Source organism: Paenibacillus hunanensis (assembly GCF_014645615.1).
In the GTDB taxonomy this organism is placed as follows: Bacteria; Bacillota; Bacilli; order Paenibacillales; family Paenibacillaceae; genus Saccharibacillus; species Saccharibacillus hunanensis.
Genome location: NZ_BMMB01000004.1, coordinates 84598 through 99476, shown reverse-complemented (window position 1 = coordinate 99476; position 14879 = coordinate 84598). Strand labels below are relative to the sequence as shown.

The window sequence follows — 14879 nt, the reverse complement described above, 5'->3', positions numbered from 1 at the left end:
GAATCTACGGAGTAGGATGGAATGTAGATTCTCGCACCTCCAAAGTCGTCCTTATCCCCTATTCTCTTCCCTACGCTCCGTGCATATGCGCCATGTTCAGTTTCCAAAGGCTTGGGTGGGGCGGTAATTTAAGGGCAAGGTCAAGGGCTTTGGAAAGCTGAACTGTTGGGAAAAGATTTTGGATTACTGGTTTTATGAATAGGTAGCTTTAGAATGCGATGATGTAGGTGATTACGCTTGTTTGTTTAGGTTAGGATTACGAGCCGTTAGCTACGCCGCTGTCGGTGATGCCTGTGGAGTCGGTTGAGTTGGACTCCTGGGCGGGCTTGCTTGTTCCCTGGCTAGCTGCGGTTGTGCCTGTGCCGTTTAGGGTGCCGGTTGTTTCGTTGTTGCTGGATGCTGGTGGTAGCATGTTGTTCATAGCGGCGTTTTGCTGGGCTGCCTGGTTTTGGGCGGCGATAGCGGCTTCGGCGCGTTTGTCTTGTTGTTCCTCGACTTTGCTGATTTTGCGTTCGATGGATAGCACTTTTTCCAGTTTGTCGATGTCCTGATAGATGCCCTGTGCATCATCGTAAGCGGTAACGGCAAGCTCGTAGTTACCCGCGTCGAGGGCTTTATCGCCTCGTTTTTCCTGTTTTTCGGCACGCAGCTCCTGAGTTTGCTGTTGAATCGTGTCGAGCTTGGCCTGTGTGTCATTTAGCTTGGTGGTGACATCCTTCTGAGCGTCGGTATAAGCGACCTGAGTCGCTTCCTTGTTGGCTTGCTCGTATAGCTTTTTAGCAGCGCTATATTCACCAGATTGGAATTTGAGGTCTGCCTGCTGTACGGTTTCGTTTACATTTTCAAAGGCTTCCGTCTGATCCAGTCGTTTTTGAATATCCGTCTGGCTGAAAATCGGGTAATTCTCGGCTTGCTGGCGCGCGGCTTTGTAGCTGGTAATCGCCTGATCATATTCCTTTTGCTTGAGATAGCCATCGCCATCAACGAGCGATTGGGCGATCTTCATTTTGTCACCCAGTGTAGCCCGGTGCAGTCGGTCACGGATTTTGATTGCAGCGTTGCGTGCCTCGCTGTACGATTTGAGCGCTTTTTCATAATCGCCCTGCTGGGTGTACTGATCACCTGTTTGCTGATATTCAACCAGATTGGCGGCAGCTTCGGCTTTGCGCTCGATGCTGCGATATGTTGCCCACCATACCCCTCCGCCGAGAACACAAAAGACAAGTACCGCAATCAGAATACGGCGAATGATGCGCATTTTCTTTTTCGGGTCGTCCTGATAGACCTTATTTATGTAAAGAGCTGCAGCGGTATAGTTGTCATAATGGTATGCCTGCTTGCTCAGCAGTACATCCTCCAGTGTATCGGCGAATGTCTGTGGGTCCTGCGATTCTGCCAGCGCATCAGCAATCTCGGTCTGATCCAGGCCTTTCCACAGCCCGGCAGTTGTCAGCAATAGCACATCTCCGTCCATCATGCGAGTTTTGCGAATAAAGGACATACCGAATTGCTCTGGCTTACCGATATATTCCATCAAATTACTGCTTTCCTCGTGATGATACACTTTATCGGGTGCTAGCTTGCCGCGGTCTGCCATCAGCTGTGCCAGACTCTGATCATGACTTTTCACCAGCAGACGTCCATTGCGTAGATGAAGTAAGCGTGCGTTACCACTCGATGCACACACATACTTGGTATAATCGGTCACGATCACGAGCAGACTTGCCTTGAGACGCATACGCCGACTTTCGAATTTGAGCGTTTCATGTGCTTCCTTGAGCCAGCGACGAATGCGCCAGCGCGACAGGCTCGGCTTTTCCATAAAATTCTCTAAAATGATCTTCGCCGCCATCTCGGCGCTACGCTGCTGATCGTCCTCATCCAGCCCGTCAGCGATTACATAACAGGCGCGATCATCCAGCTCGGTATAAGCAAAATAATCCCGATTATCGAGCAAAGAGCCTGCCTCCGAGACGAAAGCTGTCTTTACATCACTGTTTTCTCTTCTCATAGGCTACCTCCCGCTCACACCATGCTCCATAATAATGACTGTCGCATTATCCTGATGCTTCAGTTGTTTTTGTTGAATACTTTCGATAATCCGATCGGCGGCATCCTGTGGTGTCAATTCCGCCTTCAAAATCGCTTCCAGCTCCACCTCGGTTAAGGCATCATAAATGCCGTCACTGCATAGCAATACCTTGTCCCCCGGACGCAGTACAAATGGTGTATCGCAAATCTCCATATGATCAAAGCCTTCATAGCCAAGATAATTCACCAATTGCTTGCGCTGCGGACTGCTATCTGCCTGCTGACGTGTCATCTCACCAGATAATACCTTTTGCTGTAAAACGGCTGCGCCGAACGTATGCATCGAATTAACCGGAATAAAGCTACTGTTGCGGAAGATCGTAATAATGCTATCGCCGACTGCGCCCCAGTATAAATGTCGTCCAGTCAGCACAACGGCTGCGAGCGTTGTACCACCATGATTGCCTTTGAGCTGCTGCACAATCTCTCGATTACTCGCAAATGCCGCCTCCTCCATATAATCTGGAATCTGACGATATTCCTGCACCTGCTCATAATCCTTCATAAAGGTCGTAACTGCCAGTGTGCTTGCCATCCGACCATGATCCAGACCACTAATACCGTCTGCAAGCACAGCCAGCGTTCCCACGGATGTCGTCTGACTGGCAAAATAATCATCCTGCTCTGGACGTGTTCCAATCATCTGACCGTTGCCAATCTGTACGCTGTCCATCGGTAATCCGGTATCATTCACATATAGCGATATGCCATTCGTTTGTAATGCCAGCCGATGACGTAGCACCAGCAGTCCACCTAGAATGGCACAGGCACAGACGAATACAATATAAGGCGTTGCCATTGCGCTCATAAGCTCACCCTCCTATTCAGCGACGAGAGCGTTATTTTCCCATTCAAAATGGGCACCACACAGCGGAATGAAAATAAATTTACTGTGACCAAGCTGAAGTACATCATATGGATTCAGCTCAACTGGCGAATAGACCGCCTCGTTGTTATGGTAAGCCAGACCGGAAGCATCACCCGGAAGCAGATAGAAATTGCGCTTTTTCGGATCGTATACGATCACCGCGTGATTGCGACGGGAAATGGCATTATCGCCGATAATACGGATATGCATTTCTTCCGCACGACCGATAAAATTCTTCTCCGCCATAATGCGATAATCCTGACCCAGCTGCGGCCCTTCAATGCAGACGAGCCAACCTGTAACCGGATGGATGCCCACTGTTTCGCCGAGATAAGGCATTGTCTTCTCTTCTTCCTCATGAATGCGAACGACCGGACGCGCCCCACCTGTTCCCGTTTCCATAGCGACTACTGTATTGCAATAAGGGCAGGTGCTGCCGTGTCTTCTTGTGCTGAACATATGTCCATTGGGGCATCTTGTTAAACTCATCGTTGTCATCTCCCAGTATCAATTTACGAGCAATCTCGTATTGGCAATATATAAAACATCCCCGGGTCCAATCGGATAGGGACGTCCAATTTCGATTTTATTGGATTTGTTCTCTGTCGCTGGACGAATCCCCGTTCCGTTGCTGGAATCAGCATCCTCTACATACCAGAGACCATTCACACAATTCAATACCGCATGCTGGCTACTCACCAGCGAGGCATAATCACTGCCAGACAGATCGATATCCACACGGTTATGACGTGTATTTTTGCCGATCAGCATGCTCGTTTCACCAACAATATCCCAGCCCTTAATCCGTTCTCCGAATTCATCAATCAGAATGATTTCACGAATCGGCTCGTACACGGCTACCTCGTGCTTGTCCTTAACCCAGCGATCGTAGATTAACCAGCCTATAGCCGCTATGATCATCAGAACAACGAGTATTCGAAGTACAATTGAAGGTGTCATAAACACATAGATGATCGTTGCCAGTGACAGGACGGCAATACTGATATCGACACTCCATAATGCTGCGGTTCTCTCGGATTTCATATATGTACAACCTCCATTGCCAGACTGAGCTTCATTGACGTTTCCCAAAATATCGATCAAAAAGCTGTGAGGTGTCCAGCGGATTTTTGCTTGTTTTATTACCGGTGTCTTCCTTTTTCTCTCCATTGGTCGTAAAGCCAAAAAAGCGTTCAAACTGCGTCTGTACATCACGCGGATCGAAGTCTGGACGTGCCGTCGTGCGAGTGCGCTCTCCGTTAGCAGCGGTTGCTCTGGACTGACGTTGTTCGGAAGTGGTTCGTTTTAGTGATTCATCATATCGAGTGCGATTCTGTTCATCACCCAGTGTTTCATAGGCTTGCTGAATCTGCTTGAAGCGTTGCGCTGCATCAGCGCTTCCCTGATTGCGATCGGGATGATGCTGCTTGGCTAGCTTGCGATAAGCCTGCTTGATCTGTGCTGCATCGGCTTCGGGAGCTACACCGAGTACCTGATACCAATTGCTCATGGAGGACGTCCCTTCTTTGCACTGGAGTAGAGGGTAGAGCCGCGCGGCTGCACGGCTCTGGTAGATCGCTTCTTAGTTAGCGTAACCGCCCTCGATTTTGGCAAGCTCGGTTTTGTCTTTCTTTTGCTTAATGAACAGGCTGAATTGACCAACGCCTTCTACATCACCAAAACGCTCGTTATAATCAACAACAAATGCGTTCGGGAAATAGATTTTACGTACCACTTGATCCGCAGAAATGACTTCCAGCGTCACTTTACGATAGCAGTCTGCCTTTTCAGCAGGAACGAGCGACCAGGTTGCCAGCTTCATCGTGTCATCTGCTTTGTCACCATCCGTAGCTGTAAGAATTTTGCCTGTGATGCGCAGCGTGGAGCCCACATCGGTAGAGCGTGCGTTGGAATCATCCGGTGTATCCGTGTCATATACGACTGTTTGAATGTTGTCCAGACCCAGCTCGATTGTTTCTGCGCCTTCTACTTTGAGTGTGAAACCCATTTGTGTTCCTCCTTGGAATAAGTACTTTTTTTATTTTTTATGTAAAGGAACGGAGCCTATGGAGCCGCTCCTAACATACCTTGCTACTGTACATAACGCCTCGTGACGACTGGTTCGAGAATAGTGTGGGAAATGGGACAGACTACGGAGGAGATTGCTCTAAAGCATATTCTCCAAGCTGCCTCCATGCTACAATTGCGCACTAATCAGATCATCGTCAACTCGTTGTTATCATCATTTTGATTATGATGAAGTATGTACAGGACGGTCGGCACCTCCTTTTCAGTCATGGATCGAAAAGAAAGCCCGGAAGGTGGGCAGGAATGCCGGATGATGATTCATCCTCACGTTACAGCATACCTGCCCGTACTTCCTAACTGCCGACCAGCCGCCGCTTTATGCACGGGCAGCACTGGTTGCTTTGGTAATCGTTACTTCGAGATTCTTCACATTGCCATTGAACATCAGATCGATATTGCACAAATTGTTCTTTTCGTCGATCAGATAATTCAGATCGTCGCCATCCTGCACGATCGAGTTGACCGAGCCTTTCGCGCCAAGCCAGAGGCTTTTTTGACTACTTGGGTTGTTGCTGAAAAACTTCACGATATTCTCGTATTTGAAATCGCTCGTCTGGAAGCGTAAAATGCGCTCCACATACGTGCTGACCAGCGTTTTGTAAATGGAATCAAAGCCATCCTCCGACATTGCCAGACTTCTTGCCTTGTATACGGTAATGCGGCGAATGTCCTTGCCGAGCAGCTGTGCATTTTCCGAGGAAAAGACAAAGCCGAAGTTTCTGCGATTGATCGAATCCTTAATGCTGTTGGTGAAGCCTGTAATTTCTTTAGCCATCGTTGTTACAAAGCGCAGGCTATTATCGCCAGACTCAATATCAAAGCGTACACCTGGTGCATCACGCTGTACCTGCTTGAAATGCTCCTTCAAATATTCCGGGCATTGGTACGCAGCGGTTAATCCAGCAGCCACATAAGCGGCTCCTACATACACACCCTCGATCCACAGCTTCAAAATATCCTCTTTCTCACGGGACAGCTCTACACCAGCTTCCGTACGCATCATCCGACTATCGATAATAACTCCCGATTTGTCCTTCGGAATGATCGTAAAGTTCGGCAGACACGGAATCGCAAATTCGCTATAATCCTGACGCAGCAGCGGTGTGCATTTGTCGATAAAGTTATCAATGCCAGAAGTAGCGACATGGTTAAATGTCGTTTCCTCACCGGATTCAAAGTTAAAGAATAGCTGCACTTTGTAGTTTTTGACGATTTGCAGCAGCATGGATAAAGATTCCAGCGTGTTGCCATCCTGACGCAGCGATTTCTCAGTGCCTTTGAAACGGGCACGGCTCACGCGCACATTGTTGGAGGCTTCCAGCTCGATCGATGGCACGATACCAAACCAGACCGTATCGGTAAAATCATTTTTCGAGTTGACTGTATTCAAATACGTTTCCAGACGCGGTGCGTTCGTGCTCTTCACGAGCAGATCCAGCTTGGTGTTCGTCACGAGCAGGCTTGGTGCCATGCCACGATTTTTCGTTGCATACTGATCGAAGAACATTTTCACACCGAGCAGCTTCTCCACCAGTGGCTTCACTGCTTTTACAAATTCGTCCTTCGCCGTTTTATAAAATTCCAGATAGGTGTTGTAGTTCTGTACTTCGAGCTCCGTATCCACTTCTGTATTGACCGCAGGTAACGGACAGAATGTACGCACGACCAAATCCTTCACGTACATCGATGGCGTCTCGCTCACACTTTCATAATCTTCCTCAAATACAGCGATCAGCTCGTTCGTGCTATTGTCATCCAGTAGCATCAGCTCGGTTGTATCTGCCTTAGGCGCTTCTACGATTTGCAGCTCGCCACCGTCGCCGATCTTCAACATACCGATTCGGAATTCCTCTGCCTGCTGATCATCCTGCGAACCGCCAAGCAACAAGCGTGTTTTGATATCTTCAATCGCCAGCGGCAGCATAGCCATCACATTGTTATAGTTCAGGCTCGCTTCCTCGAACATCTGATTGAGCTTATCGCCCATTTCCAGCTTTTTCGGATCGCCTTCATCCAGTTGATCGTACTGACCATACATGTAATGGATTTCTTTACGCACCTGGCGAATATCATCCATCACCTTTTTCGGCGAGATCATATCAAGTAGATTTTCAAACTTAAAATCTACGTTCGTGATGCCCTGACTTCGCTTCGTATCGATCAACGTAAACAGCATTTTCAGAAAATCATTATTCTGGTCGATCCGAATTTCGGAAATGCAATCGTCGGCGATGCCTTCCGGCTTTTTCAGTGTGTACACGACCTTCTGGTTCGCAGCATTAAAAAACGAATAAACCGTCGGGGTGAAACGATTCAAAAATTCATCAAAGCTACGTACCAGTAAGTGCTGATTAATTTCTCTGATTTTATCATCGCTCAAGCTATCGATTCCGCGTACGTCTCCAACCAGCGTGATTAGATCAAGCTTTTCCGGGTTAATCTCCTCAAAGAGCATCGTACGGTTGGTTTGCTTAATAATGTCCACCGTTATTCCTCCCATTCTCACCTGCATGCTTATGTATAAACGGTCATACACGGAGTTGCAAAAGTAAATTGTGACGTTTGAGTAATGTGCTGTATAGGCAGCTCAATTACCACCTGTGATCGCTTGTGCTTGCTGATCTCCGAGTTACAAAACACATCATACATTATCCACAGGGTTACTTGTCAATTTTTTGAAATCCGGCTTTTTTATAGGAATCTGGGACTACGAATTTTGCTGAAATTTTGTCGAAATGTTTTAATTATCCCTTTTTTGATCGTATTTCTGTCGAAATTCTGTAATATTAGTTCTATGTCTTAAATTTTCAACCTGAAATTGTAAAATTATTGTCATATGTAGATGAAAAGACTATAGACCTAATTTGGGAAAGTATGTTCGCATTTTGATTTGGCGTCTTATTTACTTCTTTAAGGCATTAAGGCGTTATACCGTGCGGTGATAACAAAAATAATACATATTACTTTTGGGTATCGTTTTCACTCCACTTTCATCACCTCACTTTCTTACATAATTTCACCGAAACTTTTGTACTATTTTGAACACCTTTACCGGAATTGCAAAAATAGTTCTCTGTTTTAGTAAAGGATCGCATATGTCAGTTTTTCCACCTCATTTATCAACATCTTTTTACAAGAAATTCGACACCGATGTTAGCTAATTTGCATCATTCTGAAGACCAGAAATTCAAATAAACATCCTGTTTACGCATAATAATCGGATACGAATACAAAAAAACCACATCATCACGATGTGGTTTACTTGTTTAGATCGCTTATTTACAGCGACTACATATAAGATAAAACGATTTATTTGAGTGAATATTCAGCTGCTTCCGCTTCATTCGCCTTATGCTTGGCTTCGTCAGCTCCAGTTAATTCAGATGATGATGGCTGCACAGCCGTACTCGTTCGTTTGCCCTTTTTCCCTCGTGTCAGCACCAGATTACGGTTCCAGAAGCGTTCTGCCTGCATCGCAATTTTGAACCATTTTAACGAGGCGCAGCGCTTATCTGCGGATACGGCAAGTCCCCAGTGGATCATCCTTGCCATAATAGGCGATGCTACCTCATTCGTTCCCAGCTTCTCCAGCGTATCGTTGAATAAACGTTTGGGTACATCGATTGGTGCCTTGCCACGACAGCAGAAGTAAAAGGTTGCCGCCAGACTGTAAATATCCGATACAGGCCCCTGTACCGAACGACCGGAATAGAACTCAATCGGCGAATATCCAGCTGTCGTCAAAATAGGATGCGTACGCTGCTCGTATCGAACTGCTGAGCCAAAATCGAGCAATAATGTGCGACCGTCCTCCGTGAGCATAATATTGCTTGGCTTCACATCACGGTGAATATAGCCAAGATTATGTATGTACTCCAGCGCATCAATGACCGGAAATAATCGTCGCTGCAAAAATTGTGCATCCAGCTCCTCGGGATGCTCGCGAATATAACGATCCAATGTCATTCCACGATAATATTGCAGCACCAGATAACATGTACCATGCTGCTCAAATTCCGATTCATAGCGAACAATTCCGGGATGATCGATCTTACTCAATATTTCCCCTTCCTGTCGGAAGGTCTTCATCATATCGGCAAACTTCGCTTGCAAATGACTGCCGCTACACTCTACCGTGCAGCGATCCCGACTGCGCCTTGCTAGCGTGGCTGGGAAAAATTCCTTAATCACATGCAATGTTCCCTGCTCCATATGTCTTGCCACATAAATGATCGACAGCTCGCTGACCGATAACGTCCGGCGGATCTGATATGTACTGGCAAGCTTCTGGTTGCGAGGAAGGGTCGGACTGTTCACCGGTTTGCTCATCATTTCCACCTCACTTATCGCGGTTTACAGCATTAGGTACTGCGGACCAGCCAGATTAAATCAATTAGCCGTACATGCAGGAAGCAGTCGGTAGCAATACCGGAGGCTTACAAAGAAATGTACGGCCGTTGTTACAGACATTCTAGCACAAAATGTGACGCTTGTAAGTGTCTCAGGCACAAACAATCGCCATTTGTCAAAATAATTAGGCAGTAGGTCATAGGGATGCGCTACTCCTATCCTTTTTAAGGAAAAATCGTTAATGCTCAATGTGTTGGCGATTCCTCTGTATCATTCCAATCACTCTCACGCATAATACGAATCGCACTCGCAGCAATGGTAGATACTCGTGCATCCGGGTCACGCTCCATCGCTATTTGTAAAAGCGGCTCAAACTCCGGCCAACCGATAAAGCTCGTCGCAAAAATCGCAGATTGACGCACACGTGCGTCCGCATCGCGTATATACTGCTTGAACATATCGATAATTTCCGACTGAGCCTCATCAAAATACGCTGCAATACCAAGACGACAAATCGCATCAATCTTGTCCTCTGCATGTGTAGCTTCCTGGCAGTATTGCATAATCGCCTGCATATCCTCGGTCACGCCAAGCATATGAAGTAGCCATGCACTCTGCGAGGATAACGGGCCATTTAATAGTACATAAGGTAGACTGGTCGCACGATCCACCACCACATAGATCATCGTCAACCCATCATTCATCACAAACGAATAATATTCCTCTGCGTCCTGCCTGTTCTGCTGATCACCTGAAGGCACCAGCGAAAGGCTACCTTCTCTGGACAATCGCTCCACTACATCCTGTGCAGTTAACGGTCGATGTATACATAATCGAATCGGGTTCATACTGCGTATTCCTCCCTCACTAGCGTGGAATCGGTATACATGCATGATCTGAACGCTCCGGCATATGGATAAGGTGCTAATGATGGTATTTGCAGGCTCCTCTGTTCCTACTTATTCATGCCTGCATAGTACAAGCAATAGTACAAACGGAGGTTTGAACAGCTGCTAAATAACCAATATTTGTAACCTTATACTCAATGCCATTATACCCTTCCTCTCTATCCCTATACCAGTATATTAGAAATTTAGAATTGGAAAATGTTCTGTTTAAACAAAATCCCTGCCATAGCTAGCATGGACAGGGATCATAGTTTGTATTGTTTGATGTTGATTGCAGTGTGACGATATCACTGTGAATCGATGTGATTTCATGATAAGAAGGTTGTAAGGTAGTGTTTAGCTTGTTTAGCTCAATCAACCTACCTTAGCGTACGGTATGCGGATTGACTTTCCATTTTGCCGCTTTAGCATCTGTTGCCTGCTGCTCACGCTCACCATATACTGGCGGCTTGATCATCACTGCGATCAAGAACGAGATCAGACATAGAATGCCGATAACGATAAAGGTTGGCTTGAAGCCACCCATCCAGGCAGCGATAAATGCACCGGACAGCGCACCGATTCCGAAGCCCTGATAGATCACACCATAGTTCTTTCCATGATTTTTCAGACCGAAAAAGTCACTGACAATCGCTGGAAATACGGTAATATTCCCACCGAAGCAAAATGCAATCGCAGCGACGGCTGCAAAGAAGATTCCGAACGTTAATGGAACAAAGCTCAATACCGCTACAGCTATCGCTGTGACCAGGAATGTACCACACAATACTTTGAGACGTCCTACTTTATCCGACAGCGCACCCAGAATAATACGACCGACTGTGTTGAAGATGGCGATCATCGCGACTGCATTGGCTGCTGTTGCTAGATCCAGACCAGCAAGCTGTACACCGATATCTTTTACAATACCAATCAGATACAGTCCGCTCATACAAGCGGTGAAGAACATGATGAAGAGCAGATACGCTTGCTTTGTTTTCAGCATTTCCTTCACGCTATAGTTATGGGCTATAGCAGGTACTGCACCCTTTGGCTCTAGCTGACCATTGCCTGCCTGTGCCGCTTGATTAGCGGATGCACTCACTGGTGCTGCATCAGTATTACTTACCGGTGCTTCACTTACGACAGCTTCCTTGATCATGCGCGAGCCGATCACGATCATCAGCAGTACGATCACACCCCAGTATAGGAATGCCATCGAGGCACCGACCGAACCGATTAACGAACCATTAATGTATTTGAACAACAGACTGCCTGTACCATAGGCACCTACGGAAATACCGGAGATCAGACCTTTACGCTCCGGGAACCATTTGATCAGGTTAGACAGCGATGTCATATAAGCCGTACCATCGGCAAATCCGACCACCACACCAGCCAGCAAGTACAGCAGTGGAAGCGAGGACACCTGCGAGCTAAGCATCAAGCCCAGTCCAAGCACAATACCTGCGGTGCCGATCAAGCGACGAATGCCCCATTTTTCCTGTAGCTTACCTGAAAATAAAGTAGCAAAAGCGAGCGCAAAGCTCGTAATCGAAAAGGTAATAGCAACCGAGCTGAGCTGCCAGCCAAACTTATCAACGAGCGGCTGGTTAAATAGGCTCCAGGTGTAGATCGTTCCGAGTCCCATCTGTACAATAATCGTACCGAGAACGATCAGCCAGCGCTTCACAGCTGGTGCATCGGCTCCCGAGCGTGTAGTGGATGTGTGAGCAGATAATGTTTTCATAATGGACGTTCCTTTCCGTCATAACTGCAATGTGTAATGGATGTGAGGAGAATTCTCTATAGGTCGAGTATACCCCTGTAGCCTTCACTGCATAACGGAAATGGAATGAGATGCTTTATGCTGGAATGAAATGCATTTATATGTGCATGAGTTGCCGAAATTCTTTTACTTTACTACGACTAACAGGCACTTCATCATTAAGATCATGTAATCGAAGCAAATACGTGCTGTTAAACCACGGCACGATCTCACGAATTTTGCTCATATTCACAACATAAGAGCGATGACATCGGAAAAAGTAATCATCCGGTAGCAGCGCCTGAAAATCACTAATGCTAGCATGTACTGTATAGCGATCTCGCCGTGTGAACACCTCGGTGATCTTTTCGCTGGCTGAGGCATAATAGACATCATCGACGGAAATCACGTGAATATTATCGTTTTTCCACAGACTGAGCTTGCCCTGTAGCGCAGGTGTAGCTGTACCTGCGGAAGGTCGCACGAATGCACGGCTGCTGCCTACCGAGTCATTCCCATCCTGAGGTAGTGCTGTTGCTGGTATTGAAGCTGATGACGAGGCAGAAGCTGTACCCGGATCAGCTTGCATATAATCGCGTGCATATGTTGCCTCCAGCTTATGCAGCATAGAGGTAATCCGCGATTCACTGTAAGGCTTGAGTATATAATCAAAGGCTTCAATCTCAAACGCCTCTGCTGCATGCTCCTTGTACGCTGTGATGAAAATAATGTACGGCTTGCGCGAAAACTTGCTAATATTGTGTGCTAGCAGCACCCCGTCCAATGAAGGAATATTAATATCGAGAAAGATCGCATCGATCTCATGATCCTGCACATAACGAAGCACATCCAGACCATCCTCAAAGCTACCTGTAATCTCAATATTGCTGTATGTCTGAATATAATATTCAAGCTCCTGTCTCGCCAGGAACTCATCCTCTACAACGATCGCTTTCATGATGCCGAACGCTCCTTTTTAATATGGAACCGGATTCGTGTTCCCTTTTCCAATCGTTCAATCTGTAAACCTTCCCCATAGATCAGCTTTACCCGCTGATGCACATTGGACAGACCGATTCGATTCTCTGGCATACTGCCATCATAGACTCTGTTAATAATATCGGGATCGATACCTGTTCCTGTATCCTCGACACTAATCTCTACGAAGTCGCTTCCATCCTTCACTGCTAATGTGACGGTACCGGAGCCACGTCCTTTTAAAATACCATGCACGATCGCATTCTCCACCAGCGGCTGGATGATTAAGCTCGGCATTTTCACCTCGACCTCATCGATATCATAAACGACCTGAAGCTTACTGCCAAAGCGCGCCTTTTCAATCTCCACATAGTTCACGACCTGCCCAAGCTCCTTATTGATATCGATCAGCTCGTCGCTCCACTCCAGACTATGACGTAAATAGCCTGACAGATTAATGATCATCTCGCGTGCATTGTCTGGATTAATACGAATCGATGAGGCAATTGCGTTCAGCGCATTGAATAGAAAATGCGGATTGATGCTCGTTTGCAGTGCTTTGATCTCTGCTTTGTTCGCCATCTCCTTCATCTGCTCGATCCGTGATACTTCCATCAGAGTGGAGATAATCTGTGATAGACCGACAGCTAACGTTTGCAGAGAATAGGTGATTTTATGCGCATTACGATAGTAGATTTTCAGCGTACCGGTAACGATGCCCTTTTCCTGAAGCGGAATAATGATAAGCGATTGGATATTCGGCACCTTACCCTCAGCATCATCATTGATCAATACAATCTCACCGCTCGATATCGCCTGCTTGGTCGCATCGGTAATGATCTCATGCCCGATATTGTAGCGCTCCTCACCAAGTCCAACATAAGCGAGAATATAGCGTTTATCCGTAATCGCCACTGCATCTGCGTGAATATCCTGCCGAATAATCGTACATATTTTACGTAATGAGTCACTATTAATCGAGCGAAAATAGGGCAATGTCTTATTCGCGATATCCAGTGCTAGCTTGGCTTGCCGGGCAGCGATATTTTCGCGTTCTCCCTCTACCCCTTGCACGAATAGTACGATCAGACCAACGCCTACCTGTCCCAAAATCATTGGCAGTGCAATGATCGATACAATCTCTCGTCCTAGCTCATAAGGATGCGACATAAGTAAAATCAGCACCATCGTGAGCGCTTCACATGCCATCCCCGCAGCAATACCGACAATCCAGCGCCGACGGCTACTCACCCGGTTGTGAATATATCCTGACACGATACCAGCCGTAATGCTCGTTATGAGACACGGCACCGAGGTCACCCCACCGATATCGATCAGATAACGATGCGCTCCTGACACAATACCTGTGATTAAGCCAACCGGCCAACCAAATAAAATCCCACCAGACACAATGGCGATAATACGCACATTCACCAGCGAGCCCTCGACATTAATCCCTGTGTACGTTCCTAAAATAGCAAATCCACTGAATATAACCGATAAAATAATCCGATCCTTTGTATCCAGCACTTCCTTCTGAAAAATCTGCCGAAAATGCGGAAGCTTACTCAGTAAAAATAAACAAATTAACAGCAACGCCGCCCGTTCGAGCAGCTGCAATAAAATAATCGGTGTCACATAGCTAGTCACATTTATAATCCTCCAGCGAATTCATTCCAATCTCCATCCCTCTATTATAAACAAACCGAATCCCGTAATCATTCAGAAATTCAATAAAACAGCTGGATCGCTTCATCCAGACGTGACTATCATGTGAACAACAGTAACGGAATGGTGCTTTTTATCCTGCTTTAAGATTTATTTAACGAATCGTTCATATGACTGCTCT

Annotated in this window: 12 protein-coding genes; all 12 read right to left on the bottom strand. The window is 46.6% G+C overall.

What is annotated here, in order from left to right:
* Positions 1 to 256: 256 nt before the first annotated feature.
* Positions 257 to 2011 carry a serine/threonine protein phosphatase gene (locus IEX62_RS09085; protein ID WP_188775150.1) on the bottom strand — a complete coding sequence of 585 codons (1755 nt, stop codon included), beginning with the start codon at positions 2009 to 2011 and terminating at the stop codon, positions 257 to 259.
* A 3-nt stretch (positions 2012 to 2014) separates the two neighbouring features.
* Positions 2015 to 2899, bottom strand: coding sequence for a PP2C family protein-serine/threonine phosphatase (locus tag IEX62_RS09080; protein ID WP_229685701.1), 885 nt, complete (start codon positions 2897 to 2899; stop codon positions 2015 to 2017).
* 12 nt (positions 2900 to 2911) lie between these two features.
* Positions 2912 to 3448 (bottom strand): FHA domain-containing protein, encoded by a 537-nt coding sequence (locus tag IEX62_RS09075; RefSeq protein WP_188775149.1) that lies wholly within the window; start codon positions 3446 to 3448, stop codon positions 2912 to 2914.
* Positions 3449 to 3466: 18 nt separating this feature from the next.
* Positions 3467 to 4003: an FHA domain-containing protein gene (locus tag IEX62_RS09070; protein ID WP_188775148.1), complete on the bottom strand. Its 537-nt coding sequence runs from the start codon at positions 4001 to 4003 to the stop codon at positions 3467 to 3469.
* 31 nt (positions 4004 to 4034) lie between these two features.
* Positions 4035 to 4469: a J domain-containing protein gene (locus IEX62_RS09065; RefSeq protein WP_188775147.1), complete on the bottom strand. Its 435-nt coding sequence runs from the start codon at positions 4467 to 4469 to the stop codon at positions 4035 to 4037.
* 72 nt (positions 4470 to 4541) lie between these two features.
* On the bottom strand, positions 4542 to 4967 hold the full coding sequence (locus IEX62_RS09060; RefSeq protein WP_188775146.1) for a membrane-associated protease 1: 426 nt from the start codon (positions 4965 to 4967) through the stop codon (positions 4542 to 4544).
* 396 nt (positions 4968 to 5363) lie between these two features.
* On the bottom strand, positions 5364 to 7559 hold the full coding sequence (locus IEX62_RS09055; protein ID WP_229685700.1) for a transcriptional regulator: 2196 nt from the start codon (positions 7557 to 7559) through the stop codon (positions 5364 to 5366).
* 797 nt (positions 7560 to 8356) lie between these two features.
* Entirely contained in the window at positions 8357 to 9379 is a 1023-nt protein-coding gene (locus tag IEX62_RS09050; protein ID WP_229685699.1) for a serine/threonine protein kinase, read from the bottom strand.
* Between the two features lie 263 nt (positions 9380 to 9642).
* Positions 9643 to 10245 carry a HEAT repeat domain-containing protein gene (locus IEX62_RS09045; RefSeq protein WP_188775144.1) on the bottom strand — a complete coding sequence of 201 codons (603 nt, stop codon included), beginning with the start codon at positions 10243 to 10245 and terminating at the stop codon, positions 9643 to 9645.
* A 424-nt stretch (positions 10246 to 10669) separates the two neighbouring features.
* Positions 10670 to 11935, bottom strand: coding sequence for an L-lactate MFS transporter (locus tag IEX62_RS09040; RefSeq protein ID WP_229685729.1), 1266 nt, complete (start codon positions 11933 to 11935; stop codon positions 10670 to 10672).
* Between the two features lie 235 nt (positions 11936 to 12170).
* Positions 12171 to 13010: a LytR/AlgR family response regulator transcription factor gene (locus IEX62_RS09035; RefSeq protein WP_188775142.1), complete on the bottom strand. Its 840-nt coding sequence runs from the start codon at positions 13008 to 13010 to the stop codon at positions 12171 to 12173.
* Positions 13007 to 14680 carry a sensor histidine kinase gene (locus IEX62_RS09030; RefSeq protein ID WP_188775141.1) on the bottom strand — a complete coding sequence of 558 codons (1674 nt, stop codon included), beginning with the start codon at positions 14678 to 14680 and terminating at the stop codon, positions 13007 to 13009. Before IEX62_RS09030 ends, IEX62_RS09035 begins: the two co-directional genes overlap by 4 nt.
* Positions 14681 to 14879 lie beyond the last annotated feature (199 nt).